The following is a 17,020-nucleotide window of genomic DNA, read 5'->3' as shown; positions in this document are numbered from 1 at the left end:
ACAATCATCCTTCTATTGGGTTGGCTCGGTGCTCGACCGTCGCCGATTAAGTATTAGTTTGGAACGATTTGCCGCTTTCCGTTGCTCAAGCCGTTGCTGTTGAAGTTCGCGCTCTTGGCTTTGGCAACGCTCTACGGCAGCCTCAAGCGTAATCGTCGGCTCAAGCACAATCAACTTAAGCAGCAGTTGGTAGCGCTCAAGCAATTGCTGCATGCGCTGCGCTGCGAAAATATCGGTGTTGTAATCAAGGGTTCCTGCTAAACCAGTGTGCTCTTCCCAAAGATTGATCAGTAAATCAAATTTGGCAGTGTGCGGATCAAGATCCATGCGCTCAAGCTCCACTCCTGCTAGTTGGAGCGTGGGCAAAGGCGTGTTTTGCAGCACAAATTTCACCTGAAACAAGGGGGTGCGACTGGGATCATGGGCGACGTTCAACAATTCGACAATCTGATCGAATGGCACATGTTGGTGTTCAAAAGCCGCTAATGTGAGTTGACGGGTTTGTTGTAGGCTGGCTTGAAACGATTGATACGGCTGAACTTTTTGGCGCAGCATCAATTGATTGATAAAAAAGCCAATTAATTGATGGGTTTCAGGCTGTTGTCGCCCCGCAACATCAGTGCCAACCACCAAATCAGTTTGCTCACTTAGCCAGTGCAAAAGCCAATAAAACGCCGTCAGCAAGCTCATAAATAAGGTTGCACTCTGGCGTTGGCTGAGCTGCTTAAGTTGCTCAACTAACTCACTTGGCAAGCGCCACGCGATTTGTGCCCCCTGAAACGATTGAACTGCTGGTCGGGGATAGTCGGTTGGCAAGGCCAAGGTTGGAGCATCATGCAATAGCTTTAGCCAAAAATCACGACTGTTTGGCAGCATCATTGCTGGTTGTTGGGCTTGCCAACAGGCATAATCGCCATATTGAATTGGCAGCGGAACACGATTCAGCGCTGCGCCTGTGGCAAAATGAGCATAAGCCAGCGCCAAATCGTGCATCAACACGCCCAACGACCAGCCATCAGCAATAATGTGATGCAGCATCAAGCCTAAAACATGCTGCTCTGGAGCGCAACGCCACAACTGGGCACGCCATAACGGCGCGTGCTTTAAATCAAATGCTTGCTGGGCATATTGGCGTAACTGGCTTTCAAGCTGGGTTTGATCAACCTCAACCAACCCTAATTCTACCTGCCAAGGCGCATGAATCTGTTGATATGCGCCTTGGCTGCCATGCTGAATGCTGGTGCGTAGCACTTCATGGCGTTGCAGCAACCAACTCAGGCTAGCCGCTAGCGCATTGCGATCAAGCAAGCCCTTGATCATCAGCACACAAGGCATGATATAGGTGGCTTGGCCTGGCCGCATTTGCTCAACCAGCCAAAGCCGTCGTTGTGCCAACGATAACGGCACAACGACGGCAGGATCACGCGGCACAATCGCCGCCGCTGCTTGGCGTTGTAAGCGTAGTTGTTCGAGCAAGGCGCGTTTTTCGGGCGAAAGCTGCGCCAAACGTTGCGGTAACGCATCCATAGGTGAGCCTCGCTAAAAATCAGCCAACAAACGGGCACGCGCCTCGTCATCACTTAATTGATCAAGCTCATCGAGCAAGGTCGCTAGGTCAGCAGTTTGGCCCTGATCAGTTTGCAACTGCTCGATCAGACTTGCCAAGCTTGCTACTGTGGCCGCATTGAACAACTGCGCCAACGGCAGATCAACAAAAAAGCGCTGGCGAATTTGAATAATCAGTTGGGTTGCTAGCAGCGAGTGGCCGCCCAGCGCAAAGAAATCATCATAAATGCCAACTTGTGTCACCCCAAACACCTGCGCCCAAATCGCACCCAATTCAGTTTGTAAGGCAGTAGTTGGCGCAACATAGCCGTGGGTTACAGGTGCTAGCACCTGATCGGGCGCAGGCAAGCGACGGCGATCAAGTTTGCCATTGGCGGTCAGCGGCAGCGCATCCAAACGTTGATAGCTACGCGGCAGCATATAAACTGGCAGCTGTTGGCGCAGTTGTTGTTGCAATTCGGCAGGCTCAAAATGCTGATCAGCGACCACATAGGCCACTAATTGCTCATGCCAAACTGCAACCGCTGCTTGCTGAATGGTTGGCAACGCTCGCAAAGCGCTTTCAATTTCGCCAAGCTCAATCCGATAGCCGCGCAGCTTGATTTGCTGATCGCTGCGGCCCAAAAGCTCCAGCGAACCATCAGGCAAATAGCGCCCACGATCACCAACCTGATACAAGCGAGCACCAGCGAGTTGGCTCCATGGATGCGGGATAAATTGTTCAGCGGTGAAATCAGGCCGTTGATGGTAGCCCCGTGCCAAGCCCAAACCACCGATATACACATCGCCAGGCGTACCAATTGGCACAGGCTGTAAGGCCTGATCAAGAATATAGATTTCGGTGTTGGCAATTGGCCGCCCAACATGGACGGGTGTTTGGCTGAGCGCAGCGGCGGTTGACCAAATTGTGGTCTCGGTCGGCCCATACATATTCCAGAGCGTCACGCCTGCGCTCAACAATTGCTCAGTCAAATCATTTGGCAAGGATTCGCCCCCAACCAAGGCTTTAAACCCAGTTGGTGCTTGCCAGCCGGTCGCCAGCAAAATTCGCCATGTGCTAGGAGTCGCTTGTAACACCGTGATTTGGTGGCTTTGCAGCAACTCAACCAAAGCAAGCCCATCGGCAGCAAGATTGGCGGGTGCTAGCACCACCGTCGCCCTAACCCATAAGGGCAAGTACAATTCCAACCCCGCAATGTCAAAGGCCACCGTCGTGACTGCCAACAAGCGATCGGTTGGCTGGAGGCTTGGCTGCATTTGCATCGATTGCAAGAAGTTACTCAAGGCGGCATGGCTAATCGCAACACCTTTTGGTTGGCCAGTCGAGCCAGAGGTGTAGATCACATAGGCCAACTGCGCCGGATCAAGCACTAGTTCAAGGTTGGTGATTGACGTGTGTTTTTCATCTGTGTAGCAGACAGGTATTTGAGTATCAGCAAATAATGATTTGAATTGCGGTTGGGTTAGCAAAAGTGCTGCTTGGCTATCTGCCAGCATCCAATTCAAACGGGCTTCGGGGTAGCTTGGGTCGAGTGGCAGATAGCCTGCGCCGGTTTTGAGCACGGCCAACAAACTAATCAACAAATCGCTGGTTCGCTCAACACAAACCGCTACCAGCATTTCGGCTCCGATACCACGTTGGCGCAGGCTGTGCGCTCGTTGGTTGGCCTGTTGATTAAGTTCGGCATAGCTCAACCGTTGATCAGCCGCAACCACGGCTAAAGCATGCGGATGTTGCAGCACCTGTTGTTCGAAGGCTGTTACCAATGAAGTCTGGATCAATGGCTGCTCGGTTGCATTCCAAGCTTGCAATTGGACCCAATCAGCCTTGGTTAAATGATGGTGGGTGTGATGGCCTGCGTTTGGCTCAGCCACCATTGCCGCCAAAACCTGCGCATAACAATGACCAATCAAGGTTAATTGCTCACAGGTTAGTTCATGTAAATTACCAACCAAATCGATTTGCAATTGCCCAGTGAAGGTGTTGAGATTCAACTCAGCGAGCAAGGTAAAGTGGGTTTGACCAAAACCTCTTCCGCCGATCACCTCAAGCTGTTTGAGTTGTTGGAGTTGCTCGAACACATGAAAATGGGTGTAGTTGAAGACCGTTTCAAACCATGGTTGGCCGCGCCGTTCGCGTTGCAATTCGGCTAAGGGTATTTGGCGATAGGGCATCAGCGCCAATTCAGCTGCAAATACCTGTTGAATCAAGCTCAGCCAGCTCATCGGAGCCAAGTGCTGGCGAAATGGCAGCATATTCAAATGCACCCCAATGGTCTTTTCGCCGTCATGGCGTTCGAGTCGTCCATTGGTTTCGAGGCCGCTGATCACCTCAGTTAGCCCGGTGATCAGGCTGATCACCTTCATATGTGCCGCTAGCAAGACATGTTTGACTGGGACATGAGCTTGGCGAGCCAATTCATGCAATTGCTGTGAAAGCTGGGCTGACACTGGCACATCGAGGACTGCCACATCGGGCATCGTACTGGTTGTAGCAGGGCGCGGCCAACGTGGTAATGGCGTAGCGCTAGCATCTGCCAAGGCTTCGCGCCAAAATGCCTGTGCCTCTGGATGACCTAACACCTGCTGTTCTTGAGCGACAAAATCGCGATATTGCACCAGCGGTGGAGCTGGATCAAGCGGTTGTTGATTGAGTAAGCCATCATAGCGCAACATCAATTCGGTCAGTAACGAGGCGGTGCTCCAGCCATCAAAAATCGTGTCGTGGAAACTCAGCACCAAATCGCAGCTATCATCGCTGGCTCGCTGCACAATAAAGCGAATCAATGGTGCAGTTTGCCAATCGAAGTGGCGCTGTTTCTCTTGTTCAATCCACGCTGTTTGGCGAGCTTGATAGGCAGCCTCGTCCAAATCGCGCCAATCCTCAATCGTGAGCGGTGCGGCGACGTGGCGCTGCACCAATTGCAAGGGCTGGCTAAATCCATGCATGTGAAACGAGGTTCGCAGCACAGCATGACGATCGATCAACTGCTGAACTGCTTGACGCAACAAATCGGCATCAAAGGCAACACGGATACGATAGATAAAAATATCGTGATACAACGGTGTAGTTGGCTCAAGCTGGCAGTGAAAAATCACGCCCGCCTGCATTCGCGCCAAGGGATAAGCATCTTCAAACTCGGCAGGCAGCAACTGACGATCAGCAGCGCTGATCAAGCTAAACGGCGCAATCAGTTCAGCTTGATCACTGCTTGGCTCAACCAAGGGAGCTAGCTCGGCAATCGTTGGGTTGGCAAACAATTGCTGTAAACTGAAGTGCAGGCCTTGTTCAGCCGCCTGCGCTCGCAGTTTGATGCTCAAAATCGAATCGCCACCAAGATCAAAGAAATTATCATCAAGTCCAATTGTTAGCACGCCCAAAACGCCGCTCCAAATACTGGCAAGCTGTTGCTCCAAACCAGTGCTCGGTGCACGATAAACCGTTTCAAGCTCAGGGCGTTGCTGATTAATCGCTGGCAAGGCTGCCCGATCAAGCTTGCCATGGCTGGTCAGAGGTAAACGCTCAAGCAAGAGCATGTGGGCTGGCAGCATATAATCGGGCAATCGCTGGCGCAAACATTGGCGCAATGCGCTAATCGTCGGCGCTGGCTCGGTCGCCACCACATACGCCACCAAGCGTTGCTCAAGCGTTGGGGCTTGGCGTAGGGCAGTTTTAATAAATGGGCGTAATTCATTGAGCGTTGGTTGGCTGGGCTGGGCATCGGCAATTGACGCAGCAACTTCTAGCGAAGCTACATCAACCACGGCCTCGCGAATCGCTGGATGCGCCAATAGTGCTGCCTGAATTTCGCCCAATTCAATCCGGAAGCCACGTAGTTTGACTTGCTGATCGCTGCGCCCGCGATATTCCAACTCGCCCTGCTGATTCCAACGTGCGAGATCACCAGTTTTATACAAGCGCTGGCCAGCGGGTTGGCTCCATGGATGCGGAATAAAACGCTCAGCCGTGAGATCAGGCCGCCGCAAATAGCCCGCCGCCAAACCAGCCCCAGCGATATACAGCTCGCCATAAACTCCGGTCGGCACAGGGTGCAAATTCGCATCAAGCACCAAGGCTTGTAAATCGGCCAAGGGTTGACCAATAACGCTCGAATAGCCTACAAGATCGGCCAAGCTCAACGGGCGATAGGTCACATGCACCGTGGTTTCGGTGATGCCATACATATTGACTAAGCATGGTGTACTATCACCATGACGCTCAAACCAAGGCCGCAACGTGGCAAGATCTAAAGCCTCGCCACCAAAAATCACCCAGCGCAAAGCCAAATTGGCCTGACATTGCTGATCAACCTGCATCAACTGGCGAAAAGCCGAGGGCGTTTGATTGAGCACCGTTACGCGTTCACGTTGTAACAGCGCATAAAAATCTTCGGGATTGCGACTGAGGGCTTGGGGCACAACCACCAAACGCCCGCCATACAACAACGCCCCCCACATTTCCCAAACCGAAAAATCAAAGGCATACGAGTGGAACAATGTCCACACATCATTGGCATTGAAATTAAAATGCTGCTGACTGCTGCTAAACAAACGGGTCACATTGGCATGGCTCAGCAGGCTACCCTTGGGCTTACCAGTTGAGCCAGAGGTATAAATTACATAGGCCAATTGCGCCGGATCAAGCGCTAGTTCAAGGTTGGTTGTTGGTTGATCATGCCAAACTTGCTGGGTGAGATCGATCAGCGTGCCACTAAATTCTGTCAGCTCAGCATCGGCCAACAATAATGCGACTTCAGCATCGGCCAGCATAAATTGCACGCGCTCAGCCGGATACATCGGGTCGATCGGCAGGTAGGCAGCGCCAGTTTTGAGCACCGCCAGAATACTCACCACAACCAAAGCCGAGCGTTCGAGATACAAACCAACCAAGCGGCCCGCGCCAATGCCGTGATCGCGCAAATAGTGCGCCAATTGGTTGGCTTGGTGATTAAGCTGCTGATACGTCCAGGTCTGCTGGCCGTCGGTCAGACCAAGCGCATCCGGCGTTTTGGCAACTTGCGCTTCAAACCATTGAGTTAAACAGCCAGTTTCAAAGGCTTGCAATGGCGCTAGGGTTGGCGTGCTCAGGGTTAATTCCCGCACAGGTTGCGGCTTGCTCACCAAAAATTCCAGCGTTTGCCTGAGATGCTGGCTCAATTGCGCGATCGTAGCCGTAGCAAATAAGCCTTGATCGTAATCGATCCGCAGGCCTAAACCATGTTCCAGTAATGCAAAGATAATTGTTATGTCAAATTGCAAATCATTTGGCGCTAGCTCAATGATCTGGGCTTGGTGTTCAGCAAAATGCATGCTGGTATGCTCGCGACCCAGCGCCAAGCCGCCAATCTCCAAGGCCTGCCCCAACGGGCTTTGTTGCAACACTACCATCACCCGAATCGGTGGATTGTGACGGTCGTGCTGCAACGAACGCAAGACCAAATCAAACGGATAGGCTTGATGCTCAAATGCTGCCAGAACTTGGTTTTGGGTATAGGCCAAAAGCTCAGTATTCGCGAGATTCGGCTGATACTGCCAGTTAATCAGCACCGGATTAACATAGTAGCCAATGCCAGAGCGCGAAGCAGCATTGCGACCTAAAGTTGGCGTTGCCAAAACAAGCTGGCGTTGCTGGCTATAACGGCTCAATAGCAGCGCCACGCCAGCCAAGAGTCTGCTAAGCAAGGTTTGGGGTTGCTTATTTATTCTGGTCAGCAGACTATTTTCAATCAAATAATGATAGCTTGCAGCGTGGCGCTGCTGGGCATGGCGCGGGTAATCGCTGGGCAAATCAAGCGTTGGCAAGCCCTCGGCAGTTTGATTGTGCCAAAACTGCTGGGCGGCTTGGCCGGCAGGGCTAGCTAACCAAGCCTGTTGCCAAGCGACATGCTCGCGATAATCGGCAGCAGACGGCAATTGCCAAGCTCGTTGTTCAACCAAGGCCTGATACAGCTGTTGCGCTTCGTGCAGCAACACCGCCAACGATTGCAAATCGACAACCGTGTGATGGGCAAGCAACAACAACACCTGACCTGTGGGGTGGGCAATCAATTGAACCTGAACCAAACGATCGTTGGCGAGATCAAAGGGTTGATTGGCTTGCGCTTGGAGATAATCGTGAAGTTGGGTGGCATCCCATGCCTTGGCATCAACCAGTCGTAACAGCGACTCAACCGTGGAATGCACCACCCGTTGCACGGCTCCGTCAACCTCGACAAAATTGGTGCGCAGCGCCGCATGACGCTCGGCCAAGTTTGCCCATGCTGCGGCGAAGTATGCAGGATCAAGCGGCTGCTCAAAACGCCAAGCCCGCGCAATCGTATAGGCTGTGCTATTCGGGTTCAGCCGATCGAGCGCCCACAAGGCTTGCTCACCAAACGAAACCGCGCTTGGCGCAATTGTTGGAATAACCAAGCTTTGTTGCTGGGCTAGCTCGTCGGCAAGATCCAGCAGCGATTGTTGGCCCAACAGTTGCCCGAAACTGACGACTAGCCCAAGATCCTGCTCTAGCTGATATTGCACTTCAATTGCTGCCAACGAATCAAGCCCAAGCTGCTGAATAGATAGCGTTACGTCAACTTCAAAGCCGAGTTGACGGCTGAATTGATGGTGCAAATAGTTGGCGATAGCTGCTGATTGCTCAGCTATTGGCAATTCCTTGATCTGTTGTGGCTCAAGCAACTCGTGATCGATCCTGGCAACGATCGTTTGGGCAATTGGAGTTAATTCGCCGCCGAGAAATAATTCGCGGCAACGATAGCGCTGAAGCTTGCCACTCGATGTTCGTGGCAGTTGGCCAGGCCGCAATAATACAATTGCATAGGCTTGCAAGCCATGGGTTTGGGCTAAGGTTTGGCGAATGGCGGCCACGATTGGGGCTGGATCATGCTGGCGCTGTTCACGCCGCAACTCCTGCATCAGCACCAACTGCTCAACGCCAGCGACATCGAGGCTGAACGCAGCACAGGCTTGGGGTTGCAAGGCAGAGTGAGCCTGCTCAACACTCAATTCTAAATCATGGGCATAATGATTTTGCCCACGAATGATGATCAGATCGTTCAAGCGCCCGTTGATATACAGCTCAGCATTGCGCAAAAAGCCCAAATCGCCAGTACGCAAAAAGTGCTCGTTGCGCTCAAACGGTTGGGCGGCAAAAGTTGCCTTGCTCAATTCGACATTCGCCCAATAGCCTTGAGCGACGCTTGGCCCACGCAACCAAATTTCGCCAACAGCAGCTTCGGGCAAAACCGCCAAACTGACTGGATCAACAATTAACACCTCGTGGTCGTTGATTACCGTGCCACAACTGACTAAATCTGGCTCAGGCTGATTCAAACGTGGCAAATAAGCGCCGCTGACCATCAAGGTTGCTTCGGCCATGCCATAAGTTGGGTAAAACGCCGCCGGATCAAAACCAACCTCAGCAAAGGTTTCGGCAAATTGGCGCAAGACGTTTGGCCGAATTGGTTCAGCACCGTTGAAGGCCACGCGCCACGAACGCAAATCCAGCGTAGCCCGTTGGGCTGGAGTGATTTTGCGCACACACAACTCATAGGCGAAGTTGGGGCCGCCGCTGCTGGTCGCGCGATAATCGCTGATCGCCTGTAACCAGCGCCATGGTTGCTGCAAAAAAGCCACAGGCGACATCAAAACCACCGGAAATCGACTATACAACGGCTGCAAAATCCCGCCGATCAAGCCCATATCGTGATAGGGCGGCAGCCAAATCACCCCTTGGCTGGTTGCAGCGTGAGCAAAACGTTGCTGAATTTGCGCCAAATTAGCCAACAAATTGCCATGGCTGACCATCACGCCTTTGGGCTGGCCAGTTGAGCCAGAGGTATATTGTAAAAAAGCCAGGCTATGCGCATCAAGGTGTGGCGCTTGCCAAGCCTCAGGATCAGCTAGATCAGCGCAGGTTAGCCAGTGGAGTGCTTGCAATTGTGGCGCGACCGCCAGCAAACGCTCAATTTGGCTTACAAACTGCGGATCAACCAGCGCAAAGCGTGGGGTTGCGTTGGCGACAACTGCCAACAAGCGCGGCAAATGGCGTTCAAGTTGCTGCAATTTTGGCGGATATAACGGCACTGCAATCGCGCCAGCATACAAACAGCCCAAAAAACTCACAATATAATCAAGACCTGGTTCATTCAGCAACAAAACCCGCTCACCCTGAGCGTTCAGCGCTTGCAAGCGGCTAGCCAACTGTCGCGCCCGCCGATCCAGCTCGGCATAGCTTAAATCTTCGGGTGCAAATTGGCCATTTAAAAACCGATACGCCTGCTGTTCAGGCGCTTCCAATGCGTTCAAACGCAGCACATCCACCAACGTCGCGGCTGGCGGGAGAGTCGCATGCTCTAACACAAACACTATCGCTTTCTGAAATCTATCGTGATGGAAGCAAGGGGACGCTTCCGACATCCACAGCTCGTTCAAGCAGCATTGTAGCGAGGCTAAACAGCACGCTTGGTGTCGAATCACACCAGATCAAGGTTCAATCACACACAGTAATTAAGTGCCCAATCAAACAACATTGATACAGCACTCTTTCTATACTTAGCGATCGTGATCGATTTCAAAGAGGTAGTTACGATGCACGCCGAAACTGACGATTCAACCATCTATAAAGTCGTGATCAATCACGAGGAGCAATATTCAATCTGGCCTGCCGAACGCGAAAATCCGCTGGGCTGGAGCGATGTTGGAGTAAGTGGTAATAAACAGACCTGCCTGGAACATATTCAAGCGGTTTGGACTGATATGCGGCCATTAAGTTTACGCCAAGCGCTAGCCAAACAATCGGCCTAGCACTAATTTAACTTAATGTTTTGGCAATGCCTCAGCCATCAACCCCCAGCATGGCCGAGGCATTGCCGTTGTAGTATAGATTTTGCGAGGAAACCAATGTTCAAGCAGCGAATGATCGCCTTATTTGTGGTAGCAGGCTTGATCAGCGCCTGTGGCGCTCAAACTACGCCAACCACAAATCCAACCAGCCCTGCTGCGTCCGCTAGTAGCACCCCAATCGCTGTGGCCGAAGTGAGTGCTGTGCCAGCAGCGACAACCCCAGCAACCAGCGCAGCCAATTTAAGTGCATGTGTTAGCAATTACGTTAGTGCAACCGATTACTTTAGCGCCAAAACAAGCCCAAGCTATGCCAAAGAGTGGACGGTTGAGTATGCCAATAATTACAAAGTCGTCACGGTTGATCTCGATACTGATCCAACGAGCACTGATTTTGATCGCTATGTCTTGGTGCAATGTGGCACGCCAGCGCCCGTGCTTGAAGGCGATTTAGCCAATGCCTTGGTCGTAACCATCCCGATTACGCGGGTGTGGGAAGGTGGCAGCAGCACTTTTGCGGCCATGGATGCCTTGGGTGTGGTCGATAGCTTGAGCGGCGTGGTCGGCTCAATGACTGGCAATACCAACGAATATCTGCCAGCAATCGCGGCTCAAGTCGCTCAAGCTAACGTGATCAAAGAAGCCAGTTATGGCGAAGATCTTGAATTAATCGCTGCTGGCAAGCCCGACATTTATTTGAACACCAATGGTCGCGAATGGATGACCAACGCCCGTCAAGTGGGTATTCCAGCGCTACACTACTCACCATTTTCCGAATCACCGCTTGGCTCGGCTGAGCAAATCAAATTTTTAGCGTTGTTCTACAACCTTGAAGCCAAAGCTGAGACGATTTTTACGCCAATCGAGCGCAAATATTTGGCGCTGCGTGATCAAGCTCAGGCAGCGGCTAGCAAACCAAACGTGCTCATTGGTAATGTGACCCAAGATGGTCGCTTTGGCACGCGCAACCTTGATCGGTTGGAATCAGTGTTGATGCGTGATGCAGGCGGCGAATTAGTGCTGACTGATGCTGAGCTAAGCCTTGGTGGCGGCAGTGGTGGTTTTGGTAGCAGCATCGATCTCGAAAAAGCGCTTGAAGTTGGGGCAACCGCCGATTTCTGGTTCAACTTGGCTTACATGCCCAGCGAACAGAACGCCAGCGAATTTATTGCCAGCAATCCCTTAAATGCGAGTTTTAGTGCTTTGCAAAAGGGCAATAGCTTCCATCGTTTTGGTCGTGCCGACGATTACTTTAGCACTGGCGCGTTGCGGGTTGATCAATTGCTTGCTGATGCAGTCAGTATGTTGCATCCTGAGCTTTTGCCCGATCACACATTAGTATTTCTCAAACGTATTCCTGGCGAGTAAAGGAATCTCTCATTCCTCCCACCTAGCGAGGTATGAGAAACCAGCCATCATGAATAGGGAAACTCCCCTCGCCCACGGCGGCGGGCGAGGGGTCAGGGGTGAGGGAACACCAGCTATCGAATAGAGAAAGTTTCAAGTAATGCAAAAGCAACAACTCAGATTAGCCCAACCTGAGCCAAAACTACCAGAAGCACCACAACCAAAAAGCCGTTTTGCGACTCATATTGCCAGCTTACCAACTCAGCCAAACCAAACAGTCAGCCACTGGCAGCCAAGCCACAAGCAGCGCAACACTTGGCTGTTTGGGCTACTAATTGTGCTCAGCGTGGTTGGGGTGCTGCTTTCGCTCACATGGTCGTCGGTCGATATTCCGCTGAGCAGCGTGGCAGATATCCTGCTTGGGCAGCCAACTGCTCAGCCAGCGTGGCGTACAATCATTGTTGATATTCGTTTGCCACGCATTATTACCGCGATCTTGGTTGGTATGGCGCTCGGCTTAGCAGGCCTACAACTCCAAACAGTCTTTCGAAATCCCTTGGCCGAACCATTTACCTTAGGCGTTTCATCAGGGGCAAGCCTTGGTGTAGCCTTAGTGATTCTGCTGGCTCCTTCAACTGGTATTAGTTTTGCGGCGCTTGGCAGCAATGTTTTTGGCAATCTAGGCACGATTGGCAGCGCAATTGTGGGTGGTTTGAGCGTATTAGGAATTATGTTGGTGGTTGCGAGTCGGGTACGCGATATGACGATCATCCTGCTGCTGGGGGTGATTCTGAGTGCTATGACCTATGCACTGGTAACGGTATTAATTTTCTTTGCCAACGAAACTCAAACCCGTGCCTTTGTTGAATGGCAACTTGGTAGCTTTACCCGGGTGCGTTGGGGCGAATTACGCTATTTTGTGCCTGTAACCCTGATCGGAGCCTTAATTGCAGGCCTAACCACCAAACACCTGAATGCGCTGTTGCTTGGTGAGCATTATGCCCAAAGCTCAGGCATCAATGTTCAGCGGGCACGCTGGATCATTATGGGCAGCGCCTCAATTATGGCAGGCACCGTCGTCGCCTACGCTGGACCGATTGGCTTTGTGGGCATTGCGATTCCGCACCTTGCTCGTGGCTTGTTCAAAACCTCGGATCATCGGGTGCTTGTGCCTGCAACCATCCTCACCGGAATGCCATTTGCGCTTGCTTGCGGAATTTTGGCCGAAGTACCGAATAGCTCGCTGCAACTGCCAATTGACGCAGCAACCTCGCTGTTTGGTGCGCCAGTTGCGGCTTGGGTTTTATTGCGTATGAAACGCGGAGCATGGATGTGAACCAGCCAGTTTTAGCAACCCATAACTTGAGTGTTGGCTACCACCAACGCCGTGGCCAAAGCCGCAGCGTTTTGCAAAACCTTAGTTTAACCCTTGCCAATGGCGAATTCGTATGTTTGCTTGGAGCGAATGGCGCTGGCAAATCGACCCTCATTCGTACCCTAACCCACATGCAAGCACCAATTAGCGGCAGCATTACGATCAATCAACAACCGCTGCAGCAATTGAGTCAAGCTCAATTAGCCAAACAACTCAGCGTTGTATTGACTGATCGACTTCAGGTCAGTAATTTAAGTGGCTACGAGTTGGTTAGCCTTGGCCGAATGCCCTATACCAACATGTTTGGCAGCCTCAATCAGCACGATCACCAAGTGATTCGCTGGGCATTGCATGCAACCAACTCTGATGATTTGGCGCAACGTTTGCTCAATGAAATGAGCGATGGCGAACGCCAACGGATTATGATTGCCCGAGCGCTAGCCCAAGAACCAGCAGTCATGATTCTCGATGAGCCAACCGCATTTCTCGATTTGCCACGGCGAGTCGAAATTACCAGTTTATTACGCAAACTTGCCCACGAAACTGGCTTAGCTGCAATTATGTCTACTCACGATCTGGATTTGGCAATTGGTAGTGCTGATCGGTTATGGCTGGTTTTAGATGATGGCAGCGTGGAATGTGGCACACCTGAAGATTTGATTTTAGATGGGCGTTTGGCTCAAACCTTCCGCAAAAGCCAACTGCACTTTGATCAACAACGTGGCGGGTTTCGCTCACACAGCAAACCAATTGGCAAGGTTCAGCTGAGCGCAAGCGGCTTAGATGGCCAATGGATGCAACATGCCCTAGAGCGTTATGGCTATCAGGTTATTGCTTCAGGCCAGGCCGATTGCCCACATATTCAGCAGCTAGAGCACAATCGCTGGCAAATTGAACACCAACCATGTGCTACCATCGGCCAAGTATTAGCCTATTTAGGCCACGCTTAAAGGCGCATCACGAAAACCTATTTTGACAAGTAGGCATTATTTGATATATTGTATCAATAATTAAGTGATGGATAGCACCGTTATGTTGAAACTGCTTTTAATCAGCAGCGATCTGCCGGATCAAGCCCTGCTTGGACAATTGCTGGATGCTGGATATAGATTGAGTTTGGTACGGCTTGGCCAAGTGGCAAAACAAGCAATTGTCGTTGATCAAAGTCTCCTGCTCGGCAGTTTTGCCAACGACCATGAACTAGCCCAACTCACCGAAAACTTGAGCGGTCAAGAGCTAATATGGTGGGGATGGAACCAAAGTAGCTATCCACATTTAACCTTGAAGGCCTATGAAGCTGGTGCTCGCCATGTGATTAGCAATGATACAAGCCCAAGCCAAATTATTCAACAGTTAAATGCCCTGCAAACCAGCCAGCTTAATCAGCATAACACTCGAGGCCGTGAACAACACTATCCGCGTGGTGCAATGGTGCATTTACAAGCCGATCAAGCCTTATTGATTGAAACAGGGATTTTAAGCTTGCAGGTCAATCATCCCGATGGAGCGCAAGTGCTCCTAGGTTTGTTTGGCCCCAATCAATTAGTCTGTGGCCATCCTCATGATGGCTGCGCGATCTATCTACAAGCACATACCCCGATTAGCGCCCAACTCTTGCCGTGGCAACGGGTATTGAGTGAACCTTTGTTGATCGAACGATTACGCATGCGGCTACAACTAATGGAAGCGTGGGCTTCGTGCCAAGCCCATCCCTACCTCGACCAACGAGTCTTAGGTATTTTGAATTTATTGGCCGAGCAGTTTGGCAAACAGCACAACCATGGCTTGTTGATCGACGTGCGAATTACCCACGAACAACTTGCCTCAGCGGTTGGTTCAACCCGTGCTACGATCTCGCGGATCATCCGCGATTTGCGCACACGAAGTATACTTGATAGCCACTTCAGCGGCAGTAACGAGCGTTTTTGGCTCCCAATAGTGCCACAATATCATCACACCCATCCCTTTACTTAATTTGCTTGATTACAGGGATTTGAAAATGCGACAAGCCCCTTGAGAGCAGTATGTGGCCGCAAAGGAGCTTATACCTTTGAGGGTAGCTGCTCTAATAGTAAAACAGAGCAGAATATCCCCAGTGTATTCCTGCAAACAGAAGGATAGTAACACCAAATACGCTATGCTATACTGTCATTGTAGCCTCAGTGCAGAGAGGAACAAAACCCTACATTTCGATTGATGGGAGATTTATGCAGACCACAATGTTTTTTCGGCGTGCCATGCTGGCTAGCATAGGCACAATTGTCGTGAGCAGTTGGTTGGTGGTTAACGCCAATAGTCAAGGCTTGTTTGCTCAAACGCTGCCTAATCCAATTGATTTTCATCCGGTGGTGACCTATAGCTCACCAAGCCGCCCATGCGAATTAGGTCGTGGTGATTTCAATGGCGATGGTTTTGTTGATCTGGCGACCACAAATCAGGCAAGTAGCGAAGTTCAAATATTTTTGAATAATGGAGCTGGCGTTTTTCCAGCTCGCACCACTTATAGCGTCGCTACGCCTTGTGGCATCGATGTTGGCGATGTTGATGGTGATAACGATTTAGATATTGTGGTTACGAAACAAACCTCTAACCAATTGGGGGTATTGCTTGGTAATGGCGATGGCACATTCCAAATTGCTCAATCTTTTAGCACTGGTTCACGCCCAACCGACGTAATTTTGCGTGATCTGAATCAAGATACTGAACTTGATGCGGTTGTGACCAACCAAGATAGTCAAGGGGTTAGTATTTTATTGGGCAATGGTAATGGAACCTTCGCCAATCAAACAATTTATATGGTGCAGGCCTCGCCAACGCTTGAGGCAGTTGGCGATCTGACTGGCGATGGTTATCCTGATGTGGTTGTGGCCAATGCTGGTAGCGATAGTGTCAGCGTGTTGATTAATAATGCGAACGGCACGTTTAGTCCAACAGTTAATTATGGCGTTGGCAATGTTCCACATAGCGCAGGCATTGGCGATATCGATGGTGATAGCGATAACGATATTATCGCGGTTAACCGTTGGGAACAAAGCATGACCCGCTTGATCAATAATGGGAGTGGTAGCTTTACGCCGCTTGCTCCAACGATTTTCTTGCAAGGCCCAGGCGATATTGAAATAACTGACCTCGATGGTGACGGCATGCTGGATATCTTGGCAACTAATACGGTTAATGATGTTGATCCTGGCACGGTCAGTATTTATTTTGGCTTAGGCAATGCCAGTTTTAGCAGTCCGCAACTAGTTACCTCAGGTGTACACCCAACGTCGTTGATCTATGCCGATTTGAATAACGATGGTTTGGTCGATATTGCGACCTCAAATTTTTATGGTAATAGCATAAGCGTTTTATTACGGCGGGTTCCTGCTGCAACCAGTACGCCAACCGTAACCCCAACGGCAACTAGTACCCCAACGGCAACCAGTACCCCAACGGCAACTAGTACCCCAACCGCCACGCCGACGATCCAACCAAGCGTAACGCCAGTAGCAGGTAGCTCAACCACCTTCTTGCCACTGGTAACCGATAGCCGCCCAATTTTCCCAATAGTGATTAATGCCGTGGCTCAGCCGCTTCTGCCAATTGACCAACAAGGCCAAATTTATTACACGACGACATTAACAATCAATAGCCCATTGCCAACAACGGGGCGTTTCTATCTTTCATCGCGTCCTGATGCGATTGCCGAAGTTCGGGTTGATGATCAAATGACGGTTTGGGCTGATAATGCAGTGTTGTATGAACACACCTTAACCACGCCCCAAGTTGTCGAAATTTCGCGCAGCGAATTACAATCATGGCTTGATCAAGAACTTACGATCACCTTCCGCGATCTAGCTGGGTCGGTTTATGGCAATAGCGCAGTCTGGTTGATTTGGATTCCTTAGA

Annotated in this window: 8 protein-coding genes; 6 read left to right on the top strand and 2 right to left on the bottom strand. The window is 51.0% G+C overall.

Annotated features, from left to right (window positions below; genetic code table 11):
• Nucleotides 1-12: 12 nt before the first annotated feature.
• A complete protein-coding gene (locus ABEB26_RS24310) occupies nt 13-1,527 on the bottom strand; it encodes a condensation domain-containing protein (protein WP_345724688.1) in 1,515 nt (504 codons plus the stop codon).
• A 12-nt stretch (nt 1,528-1,539) separates the two neighbouring features.
• The gene (locus tag ABEB26_RS24305; RefSeq protein WP_345724687.1) at nt 1,540-9,927 is read right to left on the bottom strand and encodes an amino acid adenylation domain-containing protein; all 8,388 of its coding nucleotides are present in this window, start codon (nt 9,925-9,927) and stop codon (nt 1,540-1,542) included.
• Nucleotides 9,928-10,155: 228 nt separating this feature from the next.
• On the opposite strand from ABEB26_RS24305, the gene ABEB26_RS24300 reads away from it, so the two are divergent.
• The 6 genes from ABEB26_RS24300 to ABEB26_RS24275 all read left to right on the top strand — a co-directional run bounded on the left by ABEB26_RS24300 (nt 10,156) and on the right by ABEB26_RS24275 (nt 17,019).
• Nucleotides 10,156-10,371 (top strand): MbtH family protein, encoded by a 216-nt coding sequence (locus tag ABEB26_RS24300; RefSeq protein ID WP_345724686.1) that lies wholly within the window; start codon nt 10,156-10,158, stop codon nt 10,369-10,371.
• A 96-nt stretch (nt 10,372-10,467) separates the two neighbouring features.
• A complete protein-coding gene (locus ABEB26_RS24295) occupies nt 10,468-11,775 on the top strand; it encodes an ABC transporter substrate-binding protein (protein WP_345724685.1) in 1,308 nt (435 codons plus the stop codon).
• Nucleotides 11,776-11,914: 139 nt separating this feature from the next.
• A complete protein-coding gene (locus ABEB26_RS24290) occupies nt 11,915-13,090 on the top strand; it encodes a FecCD family ABC transporter permease (protein ID WP_345724684.1) in 1,176 nt (391 codons plus the stop codon).
• Nucleotides 13,087-14,079: an ABC transporter ATP-binding protein gene (locus tag ABEB26_RS24285; RefSeq protein ID WP_345724683.1), complete on the top strand. Its 993-nt coding sequence runs from the start codon at nt 13,087-13,089 to the stop codon at nt 14,077-14,079. Before ABEB26_RS24290 ends, ABEB26_RS24285 begins: the two co-directional genes overlap by 4 nt.
• 82 nt (nt 14,080-14,161) lie before the next feature.
• Entirely contained in the window at nt 14,162-15,103 is a 942-nt protein-coding gene (locus ABEB26_RS24280; RefSeq protein WP_345724682.1) for a Crp/Fnr family transcriptional regulator, read from the top strand.
• A 233-nt stretch (nt 15,104-15,336) separates the two neighbouring features.
• The gene (locus ABEB26_RS24275; RefSeq protein WP_345724681.1) at nt 15,337-17,019 is read left to right on the top strand and encodes an FG-GAP repeat domain-containing protein; all 1,683 of its coding nucleotides are present in this window, start codon (nt 15,337-15,339) and stop codon (nt 17,017-17,019) included.
• Nucleotide 17,020: the final 1 nt, after the last annotated feature.

This window comes from Herpetosiphon gulosus (genome assembly GCF_039545135.1).
In the GTDB taxonomy this organism is placed as follows: domain Bacteria; phylum Chloroflexota; class Chloroflexia; order Chloroflexales; family Herpetosiphonaceae; genus Herpetosiphon; species Herpetosiphon gulosus.
Note: the sequence above shows the minus strand (reverse complement) of the source record. Positions and strands in the feature narration are given on the sequence as shown.

Coding starts and splice junctions, on each gene's coding strand:
- ABEB26_RS24310 (WP_345724688.1), bottom strand. CDS start 1,527: ATGGATGCGTTACCGCAACGTTTGGCGCAGCTTTCGCCCGAAAAACGC.
- ABEB26_RS24300 (WP_345724686.1), top strand. CDS start 10,156: ATGCACGCCGAAACTGACGATTCAACCATCTATAAAGTCGTGATCAAT.
- ABEB26_RS24295 (WP_345724685.1), top strand. CDS start 10,468: ATGTTCAAGCAGCGAATGATCGCCTTATTTGTGGTAGCAGGCTTGATC.
- ABEB26_RS24290 (WP_345724684.1), top strand. CDS start 11,915: ATGCAAAAGCAACAACTCAGATTAGCCCAACCTGAGCCAAAACTACCA.
- ABEB26_RS24280 (WP_345724682.1), top strand. CDS start 14,162: ATGTTGAAACTGCTTTTAATCAGCAGCGATCTGCCGGATCAAGCCCTG.
- ABEB26_RS24275 (WP_345724681.1), top strand. CDS start 15,337: ATGCAGACCACAATGTTTTTTCGGCGTGCCATGCTGGCTAGCATAGGC.